This is a genomic window from Dyadobacter sp. UC 10 (assembly GCF_008369915.1).
Classification (GTDB): Bacteria; Bacteroidota; Bacteroidia; order Cytophagales; family Spirosomataceae; genus Dyadobacter.
This window is the reverse complement of sequence record NZ_VSRN01000001.1, coordinates 914,137-931,020: the sequence shown is the minus strand read 5'-3', so window position 1 is coordinate 931,020 and position 16,884 is coordinate 914,137. Positions and strand designations below refer to the sequence as shown.

The following is a 16,884-nucleotide window of genomic DNA, read 5'->3' as shown; positions in this document are numbered from 1 at the left end:
AAAATATAATAATTAACATATTTTGTAACCATGGAAGTAGTTAGATTTAGCTAGTCGTTCGCGTTAACCCCCCCTTAAAATTTCTTGGAATTAGTAAAATTTATCCAAGAAATACCATAGTATGATAAACTCTTTACTTGCCAAGCTCGAATCAGCCCGGAAAGAGCTTCTTGACTTGGGAATGCGCAATTCCCTACTAAATTATAAGGTCCCGCAGGCTCGCGGGCTACACATTGTTCAAGAGAAATCCAGTTCAATTTATAACTTACTATTCAGGCAGTCGAAGCCAATGTCCTTCCTAGGGCGTGCGGAAAAGGAGGACGAACTGGACTTTGGTGACTTACCTGAGCTTTCAGAAGAGGAGCTGTTGGATGCTTATAATGATACACGCCTCCAGACCAATGAAACTGAAAAAAAGCTTCAAACGAAAATCCTAAATACCTATTATTTCGCTAGAACCAGCATCGAAGAGCAAGGTGTCAATATCTTATACCTTTCGCTTGGCATGCTTAAATGGTTTGAGGAAGGTAACAAGGAAAATGTAAGACAAGCTCCTTTGGTCCTAATTCCTGTTTCTCTTGAAAGGTCGAGTGCAAATGAGCGTTTCAGAGTTCGCTATTCCGGGAGTGAAATCGGTGGTAATCTTTCTCTGCAAGCGAAATTATTGGCAGACTTTAACATCACCATTCCGGACCTTCCGGAAAGTGATGACCTCGATATAGACGCTTATTGTGCCATAGTTTCGGAAAGAATTGCCCATCTACCGGCATGGTCGGTCGAGAAAGATGCCATTGAACTGGGCTTCTTTTCCTTTGGAAAATTCATGATTTATAACGATCTGGATAGTACTAAATGGCCAAATAGTAAAAAGCCATATGACAACCCCACTCTAAAATCACTTTTTGAGACAGGCTTTCGAGATACTCCGCCTACATCAACAGAAGAACACAATCTTGACACTGAAACGAATGCCGACAGCTTGCTCAGCGTAGTGGATGCTGATAGCTCCCAGGTACTTGCAATGCTAGCGGTTCAGGAAGGCAAGAACATGGTAATTCAGGGACCTCCGGGAACAGGGAAATCTCAAACGATCACAAACATCATTGCAAATGCCGTCGGACAGGGCAAGAAAATTCTTTTTGTCGCCGAGAAAATGGCCGCGTTAGAAGTTGTTAAGCGGCGGTTAGACAAAGTTGGTTTAGGAGAAGCTTGTCTCGAATTACACAGCCACAAGGCAAATAAGAAAGAATTACACGAAGAACTTAAAAGAATCCTTGACCTTGGGAAGCCAATGCTGATGCATCTGGAAAGGGAAGTTGCGCTTTTAAAAGAGCACAAAGAAGAGCTCAATGCATATTGCGACGCGGTCAATTCGATTGTTTCCGACAGCGGACTCTCAACCCAGCAAGTCTTAGGTCACCTGCTGAGAATAAACCAGGAGTCTGAGGGCGTCACTTTACCAAAATTAAAAATCGATTATATACAGAACTGGAACCAGGGGACCATGCTAAGGGCGGAAGCAATGTGCGACCGGATCCAGGCGAGGCTGTCCGATATTGGAATGCCCGTCAACCTGCTTTTCTGGGGATCCAAATTGAAGGTGCTGCTTCCCGATAACGAGGAAGAGCTTCGGCATGCTTTGATCCAGACCCAGGAGAATCTGTTTGATCTGAATGCTGAGACAATCAGAATAGCTGCGGAGTTTGGATTACAAATACCAAGCAATCTACAATCCGTCGATACCTTGCGCAACTTTGCCGATGTGGCTGCTGAAAGTCCGAATCTGAAAGAATTGACAATAGACGACTTTGGCTGGTTACAAAACAGAGCCGACCTGATTGAGCTTTTGGATAGTGGTGAAAAACTGACAAAGATTCGCGCCGATTACCAAAGCATTTTCCTGCCGGAAGCCTGGGAGCAAAATGTCCTGGAAATAAGACAGGACCTGATCGCACACGGTTCAAAATGGTACAAATTTGTGATTGGATCTTATAAAGCTAGCAACAAACGACTCGCCTCCTTTTGCATTTCCAGTCTACCGGACAACTTACAAACAAAGGTGGCGTATACTGATGCGATCCTGGAAGCCAAACGCCTGCAAAATACTATCAAAGACTTAGAGCCAATCGGCCATCGACTATTTGGTAGCAGGTGGTTGCAGCATAGATCAGATTGGTACGGCTTGCGTAAAAGCGCAGACTATTTAAAAAATGTCCATGAACTTGTTCAGTCGAATGGTATTGATACTTGCATTTTAAGTTTTCTGAAAAAGGACAATGCATCCGAAACCGCTCGCACAAGTTCGGCCCCTATCTCGGTAAAGCAGAAGAATTATACCGAAAGTATGCGATCGTTAAACCTTATGCTTCGGATAGATGAAAACGTTGTTCCTTCCAATTCGGAGCTGTTCGGAACGCAGCTTAATAAGTTAGAGCAATGGAATAATAGACTTGCTGAAATACATCAGGTAATTGCGTGGAATACACTGGAAGAAACTGTTGCATATGAGAATTTACATTTTCTAACGGAAGCATCTCTTTCATGGCCAGAAGCATCGTCTCATTTGAAATTAGCACTTCAAAAGACCTGGTATGTGAAGCTTTTAGAGCTATCATTATTGTCCAGCTTGGCTCTAAGGCGGTTTGAGCGCACTAGTCACGAGGAAGTAGTTGAGAAATTCAAGAAAGCAGACAATCTGAAATTTCAGTATAACCGGGCGTTAGTTGCATTACGGCATTGGGAAGGAGTTCCTAAGGGCGAAGCTGGCGGGCAAGTGAATATCCTTAGAGCTGAATTCAATAAGAAGTCCCGACATAAACCGATTCGAAAATTAGTGCAAGAGGCTGGGCTAGCAATCCAGGCAATCAAGCCAGTTGTGATGATGAGCCCTATGTCGATAGCCAACTTTATTCCTCCCGGAGCAATACAATTCGACCTTGTGATTTTTGATGAAGCTAGTCAGGTGAGGCCGGTTGAAGCACTGGGCGCCTTATTACGAGGCCGACAATTGGTCGTTGTGGGAGATACCAAACAATTGCCTCCGACAAGCTTTTTTGATAAAATGACCGGCGAGTCCGAAGACGAAGACAACGTGACTGCTGATATGCAAAGCATTTTAGGAATGTGCAATGGGCAGGGAGCTTCCGAAAGAATGCTGCGCTGGCACTACCGAAGTAGACACGAATCACTGATTAGCCTTTCCAACAAGGAATTTTATGAGAACCGTTTGGTTATCTTCCCAAGCCCTGGTGCAAAAACACGTATGGGACTTAGGTACCACTACTTTCCAGAAACTGTTTATGAGAAAGGCACTACCAGTACAAATCCAAAGGAAGCGGAGCATGTCGCAGACGCGGTTATCGAGCATGCATTAAAACATCCGAAGCAAACTTTGGGCGTTGTCGCATTCAGCTCCAAACAAATGCAAGCCATTCAGTTTGCACTTGAAATAAAAAGGAGAAAGAATCCTGCCGCCGAAGCCTTTTTCACTAGTCATCCGAATGAGCCCTTCTTTGTCAAGAATTTGGAGAACGTTCAGGGTGACGAAAGAGATGTCATCTTCATAAGTGTAGGTTATGGCCGGATTGAGAATGGATCTGTTCCACAAAGCTTCGGCCCACTCAATAATGAAGGTGGGGAACGCAGACTCAATGTACTAATCACCAGAGCAAAGCTAAGGTGCGAAGTATTCACCAATCTAGTTTCTGATGATATTGACGCTTCCGGCAAGAAGTTTGGTGTTAAAGCGCTCAAAAGTTTCTTGTACTTCGCACAGCATGGAAAGTTCAGCGAAACCAAACCTATAACCTTTCCAAAATCAACGCCTTTTGAAGACTTCGTAGAAGCAGAACTGACTAAATCAGGCTATACGCTGCGGCGACATGTAGGATCTGAGGGCTACAATATCGATCTCGCAGTTGTTGATCAGGAAAATCCCGGACGCTACTTGCTTGGCATTGAGTGTGACGGAGAAACCTATAAAAATGCCAAATCCGCTAGAGACCGTGACCGGCTTCGCAAGGAAGTATTGGAGGCGATGGGTTGGAAGATGTATCGAGTATGGAGTACTGATTGGTTTCGAAACCCCGAGCGGGAATTGCAAAGGCTTGTCGATGTAATCGAGAAGGCGAAAGAACAGGTCATTCTTGACGATGTGGTCGAAGAAGAAATCCAGAAAGAGCTGGCTTCTCTTATCAGAGAAGATGTTACAATAGAAATCCTTCAACCTTTTTACCAGCTCGCTGAACTACCGGCAGAAATCAGCAGTCAAGAGTTGCATCTATATCCTGCCGGAAAACTGGCGAGCTGGATCCATGAAGTTGTTAAAGTTGAAAGCCCGGTTCATTTTGACGAAGTCGCCAGGCGTATTGCTGATGCCGCGGGAGTGTCGAAGGTAGGATCAAGAATACGACAGTCACTTGAAAGTGCCGCAGTTTATGCTGCTGGGGCTGGTCTAATTGCTATCAAGGAGGGCTTCCTCTGGCTTCCTGACATGACAATCCCGGTAGTAAGAGAACGCAGTAACATTCCGGCCGCTTCAAAAAAGTTGCAGTTGATCTCTCCCGAAGAAATTTTGCAAGCCATTCAAAAGGTAACTGAAAGTGCCCTTGCAATACATTCAGATGCAGCTGTGCCACTTGTTGCCAAAATGTTTGGCTTTTCGAGGGTTACTGAAGATATGCGAAATGGAATTCTAACCTTGATATCCAAGGGGGTAAAGGATAGAATACTTAGGGAGGAAGGCGGATATCTGAAAGGTAATAATTCTTAAATGTGAAGATCAATCTAAGCAAAAGTTTAATCGATTATTTAGTTATATACAATCAAAGAGCGTAACAATTATGGCAAGCTTTAATGACTTAGAAGTAGGAGATGTGCCTGAGAGCAGAACATTTCATCAACTTGGAATTCTTCTTTTAGACGGCAGTAATTCAATGAACCGAATAGGGGAAAAGAATAGAAGAATTGCTGAAAACTTGAACCATGGCATTCGGGAATTCTTGACATTTTTTAAAGGCAGTTCCATAAGGAATAATTTTTCCATAGCAGCAATCACCTTTGGTTTGGATGCGAAAGTTTACCTTCCGGCAACAGAGTTAGAGTCCATTGATGATTATGCCGACTACGACCCAACAACTACAGGGGTAGATGGGGATGGAACTTTCATAGGTGCAGCGCTTTTGCATGCTGAGCATATGGCAAATGAGTTTTTAATTGACAGAGAAGGAGATGGCCTTAAGAAAACGGTAAGCATTATTGTCTTCTCTGACGGTTTGTGTCAGGCACCTGATGCAACTAAAGAGATTGCTGAGAGAATTAAAAAAAATCCAGACATCTCTATTTGCAGCACACTCTGGACTGCCAGGGAGGACATAGCGAATGATGATGTAAAACAAGCTAAGTCGGTTTTGCAGGATATTGTAACAGATATCAAGTTTTACAAGACGAGTTATTCGGAAGCCGATTTGAGACAGTTTTTTATTGCTTCGCTAAGTTCACAACGTCATAAAAATGTCTGAGCATCAAAAAACAATAATTGCCTGCGCTACCGCTACGAACAAGCAAGAAAACCAAGATGCATCTAAATCATACCAGTCGGCGTTTTTCAATGCTGTCTTCGTCGGGGATGGGTTAGGCTCCTATCTACTTGCAAAGGATGCAGCTGATACGGTAGTCGACTTTTTTCACGAAAAGTGCAACACAACCGAATTGCCTAATGAAGATAGGATTGTCGAACTTTTTAAAGAGGCTCAACAACTCTTAGTAGACAAACGGAGTATCAATGGTGATCACTATGATAACTCGGCTCAACTGTATGCAACAACACTCATCTCTGTATTCGAAAACGACGACAAGTTTGTGATCGCATATACTGGAAATGGAGCTATATGGCATATAAGGGGCAGTTTCGATGAATTTCCCACATACTATCATTTTCCTTGGAATGCATTAAATGTATTAAATCCACACACAATCCCTCAGGATGGCAGGGAGGTTTTATATAAACTTATCAGCGACGTGCCAATGGCTGAAGAGTGCTATCCCTCAATAATTACCATAAAAAAGGATGTGTTTCAAGGTGATATTTTATTAATCTGCACAGATGGTATTTATTCAGCTGATCAATTATCAGCTGGCAAAAACGATAAAGGAGTCTGGGTTAAGTATGAACCTAAAATGCTTACCTTTTTTAAAGGCTTAAGAGAGGAGTTTTCAAAGATTGAAGATTACGATTCAGGTAAACTAGGCGACTTCTTAGGTAAATACTTAAACACTATTCAGGCAAGTCTTGACGACGATGCAACCGTCGCAATGCTAATTACTGATACGACAATTGCATATCATAAAACCAAGAATCTTGCCAAGCATGCCTCTTCTGAAGATAATTAAATTCAAGACCTCCAAACTAAATCTTGAATATGCTAATATAAATTCAATAGAACTTTCGCCAAAGGTACTTGGAGTGGGTGCATTTGGTAAAGTTTATTGCTCCGAGAAGGTTGATGGTAAAGAAAATCTTGAACTGGCAATCAAGATTTTTGAAGATGACGGGCATGGCAGCGCGGTCCGAGGAATAGCAACGATTGAACAACTACAAAATAGTATTATTGAATATCAGAAAACCACGGATAAAAACAGAGAAAAGCCATTGAATGAGGTGTCAGGTTTGGCAGCACTTCCCCAATTCAGTTTTTATGGAAAATATGACGGAAAAGATGTAATTGGGTATGCGGCCAAACTTTTAGGTAGTGACGAATGGATTGAGTTTTCGAGGTTGTTTAATGAAGATAACCTCAAAACAAGGGAAATGCTTAAGCAGAAATTTTATAATCATCCGATCAGCAACAGGTTCAAATTAGCTTATGATCTTGTTGAGGCGTTTAGCTATTTAGAGAAGATGAAATTTATTTATGCTGACCTCAATCCCAAGAATTTCTTTATTAATCTAAAAAGTAGTCGACTTTGTCTAATAGATTTTGAAGGAGGTGCAGTAAATGACAATCCCGAGGTTTATGGAAAGCCAGGCGAGTGGCTTGCTCCGGAAATTCAAGATCAGATTTTAATGAACAAAGAACTTATAAAGGTAGACACTAGTACTGACACATGGGCGGTGGCAGTTGGCATTCATTTTTTGTTATTCCCTTTTCACCCATTATTTTTTTTAAAGGTGCGTGGGAAACTTCAAATGAAGGAATATTTCAACAGTTACAAATGGCCATCTGGCGACAAATCCTCATCAAATTTCCGGCTTCCTGAGCATTACAAGTGGTATCTCAAATATTTGCAGGAGAATGTCCCAGATTCCATAAGAAAGGCGTTTAGCAATACCTTTAACAGTGGCTATTATAATCCGAATCTACGCGTAAGTTATAAACAATGGATTAATATTATTGGAGCATTAATGAAAGCCCCGGTAATTGAAAGCTTCCTTTTCGAGGAGCAAGCTGATCGAAAATTTCTCCGGTGGAAAATAGAGGGTGCATCAAAAGTCACTATTCAAACCATAGGTGATGTGACAACTCGCTCAAATGTAGAAATTTTCCCATCTCAGACTAAGGATTACATTTTGATAGCTGAAAATGTATTTGGAAGATCCACAAAAAGCGTAAGCGTAAAAGTTACTCCCGCACCAGAAATTCTGATATTTGAATTAAGTAGAACAAGAGTTAAATCAGGTAGTTCCTCAGAATTGACTTGGAAAACAAAATATGCACACGCTGTTTTCCTGGACTATGGATCAGGAAGGGTCGAAGTTCCTTCATCTGGGAAAAAAATATTGACACCGTTGGATGATCAAAAATGCGAAATCATACTAGTCGCTCTTGATGGTTTGGTAAAAAAACGTCAAACCATACTTCTAAACGTAGTAAAACCAGTTACAATCGTAAATTTTACATCTTCAGAAACACACATAAAGAAAGGAGAAGTAATAAGATTGACTTGGGGCATTTTGAATGCTAATTCAACAATCCTGTTACCGATAAATAGAGATGTATCTAATCAGTCATCTATCGAGCTCCCTATTGATAAATCATCAGTGTTTTCTCTCACGGCAAAAAATGAATTTCATTCGGAATCTAAAAATATCGAGGTCACTGTAATACCAAATCCTGAAATTATAGGTTTTCGGCCAAGACTTAAGTCCCTGCCTGCGAATTCGTCAACTGAACTGGTTTGGAAAATCGAGCATGCACATTCTGCAAAGCTCGATGATGGTATAAGCACTTCAGATATCCCATTATCGGGGTCGCTTTTGATTACCCCGTCTAAAAGTCAAAAATTTAAGCTTACCGTTCTCTCACTGGATCTTAAAACGACAGTAGAAGAGACAACCTCAATTACAGTTATCCAACCTGTCAATATTCGCCAATTCGGTGCAGTACATAGCTTCGTGCAAAAAGGGCAATCAACAAACCTTACCTGGATAATTGACAACGCGGCTGAGGTTATACTGTTGCCAAACCACGTCGATGTAAGTGGGTTAGAAAAATATGAAGTTAGCCCCGATGATACCACTATATATATCCTAACGGCGAAAAACGCAATGCATTCTGTTTCTAAAACCTGCCAGATCGACGTGGGGCGTGCTCCTACTCCCTTGTGGAAACCAATTTCTATTTTTTTAGGAGTAATTGTGTTGACGGTTTTGGGATGGTTCTATTATAGCTATCAAAGCGACAAACTCGTAGCAGATGAAGTCTATAAGTATTATCGCGATGGCCAAAAACTTGCCTTTGACGATTGTGACCAAGCAGCCGAGGCATTCCGGCATGCATTTAATTTAAACTCCACGTTACCTACACAATTTCGTCTTGATTCGCTGAACATTTCAGCCGAGCAGTATGAATCGGACGGCAATAATAGGTGTGCGGCATATGGGCGTTCATCACCTAAGATTAGATCTATCATTGAATGCAATTACAAATTAGCTGCTGCTCTTCGCGGGAGTGCACAACCCAAAACATGCAAATGAGAATACTCTACCTCCTGTTTATATTATCGTTAACTAATTTGAAAGCTGTTAGTCAGGAAAGACTAGACAATTGGCAATGGGCAGAATGGGAACAGACTGCTAAGCATTTGGAAAGTGGTGAATTCAACTCGGCTATAGCTATCTGTAAGCTTTACCCACGTAATCAGGGATTTACAGAGCGGCTGAAACAAATTCAAAATTTGAAGCAGCTGTATTCGGAGGGAGAACAGCAACAGAAGTCTGGGCATTATTTAGAAGCGATCGCCATCTACAAAAAGCACAGATCTCTTTCGGGCGTCGGCAGTCTGACTGTTTTTGAAAAAAAGATTGACGAGTGTGTTGCGAAAATGGGCACGCCGAACGTAGCCCGCCTCAAAACGCTTGAACGGCAAGTATTCTCTGCCGAGCTCCTGTTCCGTGCTCAGCGGAAATTGGACCAGCAGAATTCATTGGGTGCATTGAAGGACTTTACGCAAGCGAAAACCGTTATTGGCAATATATCGGGCAATATCAAAACACAAATTGAACGTGGACTTGCCGCAACCAATGAGTTTATAGCATGGGAGCGGCAATATCAACTTGCCAAAAAAAATTCGATAAGTAGGGAACAAGAGCGGGATCTGCTGGTTGAGTTGGGCTACATTCCAATGGTCAAAATTCCAGCATTGAACCGGCGGTTAGCAACACTGATTGAGGAAATAGAAGGCAAGAATTCGATTGAAGAGGCAGTGCGAAATTGCGAGATCGAGAGGCTAGTTGAAAACCTTGCTAGTGTCCAGCCTTCTGCTAATCCTGAAATTGCTAGCCAGCGGCAGCAGTTCAAAAGCATCTATAATAAAATCGATACGCTAAGGATTAACCGAAGAAATGATTCTACCATTTTCAGCGGATATAAAAGTCTATCGAATCTTGTTAAAGTATTTCCCATTGAAATTCAGAGTGGCATTGAGCGCTGTATCTACGAAGGAAGGTTAGCTGCGTTGAAGGCGTTTAGAGAACAGGCACTCACTGAGAATGACAGATCCGCTGTGATTTTATACAATAAGGCCATAACAAAGGAGACCGGCAAGGAGGATACAAATGTCAGCCGGTGCGAAGGAATAGAAACGTTCAATGCAGCCCTCGCCAAAGTGTCCGACTTACTGTCCAAATGCAATGTAAAAGAGGCTCAGCAACTTTGGATTGAGGTAGAGAAGGTTGCAGATTGTGATGAAAAGAGGTTACTCTTAAAAACGCATGGCGATTTACGAACAAAAATAAATGAAAGGATGAATGTCGAACGCCGGTACAACATCGTACTCAACGAAGCAAAAAAAGCCATAGTTGACGGAAAGTATAGTGATGCCAAAGCTAAATACAATCGCCTCCGTGACATAGATATTTGTGACGCGACAAGAAAGGAAGCCGATGTCAAAAAAGGGCTGGACGAACTACGAACATTGGAGGGCAAGCAAGGAATCAGCGTAGAACTCGTGGTAGGCGCTGGTGCCAATAAGCCACTCTACAAAGTAAATTCAGATAGTCGCCCGATGAATTATGGCGTAACATTCGGGGCCGGATTTCAATTTGCATATGTCAATCCCGCAAGTCCGGCTGATCTCGTTTTAGGTGTTGAGTATCTCAATACAAACTACTATTCTGCTGATAATAGCGGGTATTCAATTGAGAAATTTACAGTGAATGGCGTCAGTGGATCTTTGGCCATCAAAGTGAATCCATTTAAGAAACGGAATATAAGACCTTATTTTAAGATAGGTTTTGAAGGGACTGTGCCTGTTTCCAATCAATATAAAGCTTATTCTTCGATAGGCGGACTTGGAAATAATGACCAAATGAAGAAATTTCTACCATCAGTCATTGGTGCGCCGGGAGTAGAATTTAAGGTTGGCAAAACCTATCTTTTCTTGGAAATAATGGGGAGCCTGGGCGTGCAAAGCATTTTTGAAAGAAATCAAAACAATGGTTCCGGACCTGCGAATCGAGAAGTGGATGCCCGGTTTAGAAGGGGAACAGTGAGGGTCGGAGTGAAATTGTTTTAGTTGCTGAATCCGACCACCAATTAATGCGGAATGGCTAATGTCAGGTGGGCGACAGAAATGGTAAAGAGGAACGAGAGTAGATAATGCAATTCACATCGGGAAAGCCCCGATTACTCAATTACTTTTCTGCTCATTTTCCCTGAAACTTTCAAAGAAAAACAGCAGATTGCGGAACGACCAGAAGATGTCTGCCGAGCAGGGATTGTAGCCGAGAACAGGCTGGGCGAGCCTACGCGGCCCGGCATAAAGCCGCCGTAAATCTCCCAGAGGTTCTAACGATAGATCGAATAAGTTGATGTTAGCTTATAATGCCAACACTCTTCAACCATTCGAGCCATATTTGTTCACTTATTTCTCGCACGGTCATCCTCACACCCTTGTTCGCAGAATAGTAGTCCTCACTTACCCAGAACAAATCATAGTCATCGAACTGAAGATTATATCCTCTGTCGCTCACACTATTATTTTCTCTTGAAACAGAATAGTTGATTCGACCATCTCCCCTGTTAGAAAACATACGAGTTCTTGCATCGTCCTTTGCAATTGAAATTTTCAAGCGGGCCTCCGTAGCAATTTTATTCCTGTTCACAAGTATAATTTCTATTTCCTCATTAGCTTCCTTAGTTATACGAGATCTTAGAGGGTGTTTGGGAATTAAGTTTTACTAATCGGCTTTATTCGTTGTAACATCAACTGAATATTGGCCAGAAAGAGCCAAGAAACAGAAGATGATACGGTATATTCATAATCTTTCACGATTCTACGAAAGAAATTAGTCCATGCGAATGTCCTTTCGACGACCCATCTTTTAGCGACTGGTATAAATCCACTTGCAGATTCTGGCTTTGAAGCTTTCTCAAAATCGATACCATTTTTCCTGATTTCATCCGCGAAAACGCCGTTATATGCTTGGTCTCCGTAAATCTTTATTAGACGTTCATCTTGGCAGATAAGGTCAGCCATGAAAGCAAGGGATGCGGGACCGTCGCCCTGATTTGCGGCATGAATATGTGCAAACCAGATCCGACCTTCGCTGTCAACTAGCACCTGCCTTTTACGTCCGTTTACTTTTTTATTGGCATCCGTGCCACGTAATTCACAAATCATAGGGGACAACTTAACGCTCTGGCTGTCAATACAAAGAATCGACGGATTTTTATCCCTATGAGCATTTATCCGGTCCATCTGGTTAACTGCCCGATTTATTTGCTCAATTACATTTTGCTTTTTCCACTGGCTGAAATACCAATATACTGCTTGCCAATGAGGAAAACAGGAAGGCAAATTTCGCCATTGGCAGCCTGTACGAAGTATGTAGAGAAGTGCATCCATCACCTCCCTCAAATTCAGTTTTCTCTTTCTTTTTAGATTCAAAAATGGTGATATTGCCGCCCATTGGAGATCGGTCAGTCTAGTAAACTGTTTAATCAATGCTTTAATGTTTCGTCACTGCAAAGATGGTACGATCTCCATTCCTTGCAATTCCCAAACACCTTCTTATATTTTCAAGCTCGTTAATTTCTTGTAAATATCGATTAATGTGCTCTTTTATTTCTTTAAAGCTTTGTTCGATAAATTCCATTTTTTGAATAGAGTCAAAGTCCTTTTGTACTCTATAATTTCTACCGGTTTTGGGAATTTCAGAATGCTCCGGTTGACTTGGGATGTCGTCGGTTAGCCCTCCATTTTCTATCAATTTTCTTAAATTTTGAATTACATCAACAAAAGCAGTATTCTTATTCTCCCAAGTGGTAATAGCTTTACCGTCTTTCGGTAGTGCCTTAAATTGGCTGAAAGGTGTGTTCAGCCAATCACAAGGCTCAACTATCGTCGGAACAATAACCAATTTACCCTCTTCTTGGCGCTGTATTGCCCTTACGAATTCTTTCTCATAGCAATAGGTAGAAGCTATGTAACTTGGACTAAGCAGCGCAATGAAAATATTCGAATTGTTAAGAGACCTAGAGATCGAATCATTCAGATTTCCACCGGCGAGTATTTCTCGGTCGGTCCAAGTGCTAACTAGTCCATCTCTTTGAAGTTGTGCTAAATGCGTATGCAATAAAGTTAGCATCTCGGCATCATTGTGGCTATATGAAATAAATGCATTCATAATTTATCGTTTAGTTGAAGATTTAAATCTCTTCATCCCTCTTCAAAGTAGTCACTATCTAGCCTTTTAATTTCATAAATTTTTTGAGGCGAAACTCCAAGATTATAATCAATCATTAATTGCGCAAGCTGCTCTCCATCAATTAATACAATCTTAGTCTCATTTCGAGGCATGTAGCTTAATGCATCTTTTGTAAATGAAGAGGTTGTTATAAAAATACCCTTCTTAGCACCCTGGCCGGCGAGTGCTCCGACAAATTTATGTAACTCAGGTCGTCCAACTGTATTTCCCGCTTGCCAACGCTTTGCCTGAATGTAAATAATATCCAAGCCAAGCTTATCTTCTTTAATCGTACCATCGATTCCTTCATCATTTGTTTTACCAACTGCGTTACCAGCATCTTTTTCGGAACCTCCATATCCCATTTTTACAAGGAGCTGGACGACAAGACGTTCAAAGAATGTAGGAGAAAGACTTCTTACAGTGTCTATTATTTCCTGAGCCAGAGATTTACGGATCTTTTGATATGCTATTTCAATAGTTTCTTCCGGTGTGTCAGTTTCAACTTCCTGAACTGTATTATTGCTGGTAATTCCTCCATCATCCTTTTTACTGTAGAACTCAACAAACTCGGGATACTGCTTTAAAATACTGTTATCCAGCTTACTTGGATTTTTGCCTAATAAATCAAGTCCGCGCGTTGTAATCAAAATGCTTCCTCTTTTTGGTGAGGTAAGTAAGCCTGCTTTTTTCAAATATGTCCTCGCCCAGCCAACCCGATTGGAAAACAACAGCCCCTGACCGCTTGGAAGTAACTCACTCTTTTCTGCATCGGATAGCTGAAATTGGTTGGATAAAACCTCAACGGCTTCCTTCAAGGAATGTTCTTTTTGATCATCGGCTAATTTTAGCACAGGTAACATAATCGTTTGATAATCTGGTATTGGCATGAGTTAATTTTAAATAATTGTAGCAAGGTCTTACCCAGCTATCGCCTTCCGATTTGTATCCTCAACAATCTCAATAATCCGCTTAGCATTCAATTCAAATACTCCCGCCACACCACTTTCATGAAATTTGGTGAATGGTTGATGAAAGAGCATATGAGTGTCAATTGAGCCATTTTTTGTCAAAAGCCTTATAATATCATTTACGAATTCTATTTGCACGGAATTGAGAGGGCTATTGGATAGAAATTCTGAAAATGCCTCTTGTACTGCTGCCTTGTCCAGGCCTAGAATTGACCTAACAAAAACACCGACTGGTTTATCTCCTAATGCCTTTTTGAAAGCGTCCTGAGTTTGACAACCCGATTGTTCAAAAAGCATTCTGTCGAGTTCGTTCAACTCAGAAGTTGTGATAGGTTGATTGTTATGAAGTCGGCTAATTGTCAAATGATTGACATTTTCTAAGATGATTTTTTTAAGCTTCGAATAATGATTATTGTAGTCACCAAAACTGCCCATGTAATCTTCAAACTGGATGGGCGCTATTAACTGGTCCTCGAAGTTTGTGTAGAAGATTTCTTTACCAGAAGACATGTCCAGTAACTTCGCAAGCTCTCTCATTTCCACACGAAGTTTCTCGATAGCAGGAACTCCCGCGGCTGCCCAAAATTCTGGTTGTAGAACCTGCCTCAGTGTTTCCTTGCGCTTCGCGATCGTAGGAACGTTATCAGCTTTTCTTAACAGCTCTCTCGCAACTCCTTGTAGCTTCTCCACATAATTGGGTTGCGAACGTTCACTCCTGATGACGGCCAGTTGTAACTTAACCATCATTAAGTCAAAGCGCTTCACTTGCTCGTCCGTCTCTTCGTTTGCGACAAGCGGCGCGATGTGCTCCGCCAACTCTCTGACATGGGTATCGCGGATGTTATTCCACGAAGTCAGGCTGGCATAACGTTCAACCTGGCGCAAATGTAGGCCCACTTCAAATGCATTCGAGTTGAGGTCAGCTACTTGCTTGCTCAATATTTCACAGAGCGATTTGCTCGTTTGAAAGTCTTCGCTTTCAGGAAGCGGGCTGCCTTGTGTTTGTAGAATATGAATAAGCTCTGCGCGTGCATTGAATGTGATTTCGCTTAGCGACTTTGCTTTTGAAGGAATAATACCCTGCGGATTTTGGTCGAAAAATTCGAAAACCCGGCAAACATCAAAGACATAGAAATCCTCCTTGTCCATTAACGGTCCATACAGGTCGGTGCTGAGACGTGTGCCTCTGCCGAGCATTTGCCAAAACTTCGCAGCAGAATATACCGGTTTGAAAAATACGAGGTTCACTATTTCCGGGACATCAATGCCGGTATCCAGCATATCGACAGAAATGGCGATCTGCGGATATTTTTCTTTGATTTTAAATTGCAGGATCAGGTTTTCCGGATTGTGCGCAACATTATCAATTACTTGCGCGAAATCCCGATGGATTTGCGGGTAAAGCGCTCCGAAACGTTTGAGAATAAATTCGGCATGCCGGTGATTTCTGGCAAATATGATCGTCTTACCCAATTTCTCATTGCCTTCGACCTTGTGCCCGAATTCCATCAGGGATTGCAGCACTTTGTCTACGGTATCCTGGTTAAAAAGCCACTGATTGATTGCTGTTCCATCGATTTCATTGAGCACCGCACCTGTTGCCGGATCGTAGAACTTACGTTCCCATTCCATTTTCTCCTCCTCTGAAAGATCGTTGTACCTGATTCCCTGAGTTGGAAATCTCAATTCCAACTTCACCTTTTTGATCGGAACCAGGAATTTATCATCTACCGCGGTGGTGTATTCGTAAGCATCGGTAGGTTCGCCCGGCTTATGATTAAAAATAGCATAAGTATCCCTATCAGTTTCACTTTTCGGCGTGGCGGTCAGGCCCAGGTAAAGGGCATCAAAGTAGTCAAATATGGCACCATATTTATCATAAATAGAACGGTGCGCTTCGTCAATAATGATCAGATCAAAATGCCCGACGCCGTAATACCGTTTTCCATTCCGGTAGTCGGAGTCAATGCGATTGATGATAGTTTGATATGTTGAAAATACAACCCTCGCAAACCCCTGATCTGTTTCTTTGGTAAGATCGACGCCGGTAGAACTGGGTAGATATTCGTTATAATTTTTCAGCACCTGCGTGACCAATGCATTACGGTCCGCGAGAAACAACACGCGTTTGACCCATTGCGCCTTGGTAAGCAAATCTACGATCGCCGCAGAAACTCGGGTTTTCCCAGTACCAGTTGCCATCACTAGCAATGCTTTGCGTTGGTTTTCATCTTCGAACCGTTCCATTACCCGGCGAATCGCCCGTTCCTGATAGTAGCGCCCGGCGATGTACTGATTGATTTTCTGCTCGCGAAGGATTCCTTTTTGATGTCTCCTTGTCATGAGCCGCATCAGCTCCTCCGAATTTAAAAAGCCGAATACCTTACGTGGCGGATAGCCCAGATCATCCCAAAAGAATGTGTCAAAACCATTGGTATAGTAAATAACCGGTCTTCGACCATACTGCTTTTCGATGGCGTCGGCATAATTCTTGGCCTGATATCTCCCACGCTCTACCTCTTTACTTGTACGCTTTGCTTCAATAATAGCCAATGGCTTCCCATCGTCGCCCCACAGGACGTAATCTATTTTCAGACTTTTGGCAGTTCCAGACTCTTCATCAATCGCCGTGACGGGGAATTCCTGAACATTAGCTGCTTCCACATTCCAATCTGTTTGCCACAGCAACACATCACATCAATACAAAGCTTTCGTGTTTCTTTTTCG

The 16,884-nt window shown here is 42.1% G+C and carries 9 protein-coding genes; 5 read left to right on the top strand and 4 right to left on the bottom strand.

Annotated features, from left to right (window positions below; translation table 11 throughout):
- Positions 1 to 121: 121 nt before the first annotated feature.
- From FXO21_RS03440 to FXO21_RS03420, 5 genes are all read left to right on the top strand, one after another.
- Positions 122 to 4,771 (top strand): DUF3320 domain-containing protein, encoded by a 4,650-nt coding sequence (locus tag FXO21_RS03440; RefSeq protein ID WP_149638786.1) that lies wholly within the window; start codon positions 122 to 124, stop codon positions 4,769 to 4,771.
- 70 nt (positions 4,772 to 4,841) lie between these two features.
- Positions 4,842 to 5,519, top strand: coding sequence for a vWA domain-containing protein (locus FXO21_RS03435; protein WP_149638785.1), 678 nt, complete (start codon positions 4,842 to 4,844; stop codon positions 5,517 to 5,519).
- Positions 5,512 to 6,390, top strand: coding sequence for a protein phosphatase 2C domain-containing protein (locus tag FXO21_RS03430; RefSeq protein WP_149638784.1), 879 nt, complete (start codon positions 5,512 to 5,514; stop codon positions 6,388 to 6,390). Before FXO21_RS03435 ends, FXO21_RS03430 begins: the two co-directional genes overlap by 8 nt.
- A complete protein-coding gene (locus FXO21_RS03425) occupies positions 6,368 to 8,974 on the top strand; it encodes a protein kinase family protein (RefSeq protein ID WP_149638783.1) in 2,607 nt (868 codons plus the stop codon). The genes FXO21_RS03430 and FXO21_RS03425 overlap by 23 nt, the downstream gene beginning before the upstream one ends.
- Positions 8,971 to 11,013 (top strand): porin family protein, encoded by a 2,043-nt coding sequence (locus FXO21_RS03420; RefSeq protein WP_149638782.1) that lies wholly within the window; start codon positions 8,971 to 8,973, stop codon positions 11,011 to 11,013. The genes FXO21_RS03425 and FXO21_RS03420 overlap by 4 nt, the downstream gene beginning before the upstream one ends.
- Positions 11,014 to 11,667: 654 nt before the next feature.
- Here the strand turns inward: FXO21_RS03420 and FXO21_RS03415 are convergent.
- Genes FXO21_RS03415 through FXO21_RS03400 form a run of 4 tightly spaced genes read right to left on the bottom strand, consistent with a single transcriptional unit; the run spans position 11,668 to position 16,821 of the window.
- Positions 11,668 to 12,444 (bottom strand): IS5 family transposase, encoded by a 777-nt coding sequence (locus tag FXO21_RS03415; RefSeq protein WP_149638781.1) that lies wholly within the window; start codon positions 12,442 to 12,444, stop codon positions 11,668 to 11,670.
- Positions 12,445 to 12,448: 4 nt separating this feature from the next.
- Positions 12,449 to 13,126, bottom strand: coding sequence for a toll/interleukin-1 receptor domain-containing protein (locus FXO21_RS03410; protein WP_149638780.1), 678 nt, complete (start codon positions 13,124 to 13,126; stop codon positions 12,449 to 12,451).
- Positions 13,127 to 13,158: 32 nt separating this feature from the next.
- Positions 13,159 to 14,076: a restriction endonuclease gene (locus FXO21_RS03405; RefSeq protein WP_149638779.1), complete on the bottom strand. Its 918-nt coding sequence runs from the start codon at positions 14,074 to 14,076 to the stop codon at positions 13,159 to 13,161.
- Between the two features lie 30 nt (positions 14,077 to 14,106).
- Positions 14,107 to 16,821, bottom strand: a complete 2,715-nt coding sequence (locus FXO21_RS03400; RefSeq protein ID WP_192579160.1) for a type I restriction endonuclease subunit R — start codon at positions 16,819 to 16,821, stop codon at positions 14,107 to 14,109.
- Positions 16,822 to 16,884 lie beyond the last annotated feature (63 nt).

Coding starts and splice junctions, on each gene's coding strand:
- FXO21_RS03440 (WP_149638786.1), top strand. CDS start 122: ATGATAAACTCTTTACTTGCCAAGCTCGAATCAGCCCGGAAAGAGCTT.
- FXO21_RS03435 (WP_149638785.1), top strand. CDS start 4,842: ATGGCAAGCTTTAATGACTTAGAAGTAGGAGATGTGCCTGAGAGCAGA.
- FXO21_RS03430 (WP_149638784.1), top strand. CDS start 5,512: ATGTCTGAGCATCAAAAAACAATAATTGCCTGCGCTACCGCTACGAAC.
- FXO21_RS03425 (WP_149638783.1), top strand. CDS start 6,368: ATGCCTCTTCTGAAGATAATTAAATTCAAGACCTCCAAACTAAATCTT.
- FXO21_RS03420 (WP_149638782.1), top strand. CDS start 8,971: ATGAGAATACTCTACCTCCTGTTTATATTATCGTTAACTAATTTGAAA.
- FXO21_RS03410 (WP_149638780.1), bottom strand. CDS start 13,126: ATGAATGCATTTATTTCATATAGCCACAATGATGCCGAGATGCTAACT.
- FXO21_RS03405 (WP_149638779.1), bottom strand. CDS start 14,076: ATGCCAATACCAGATTATCAAACGATTATGTTACCTGTGCTAAAATTA.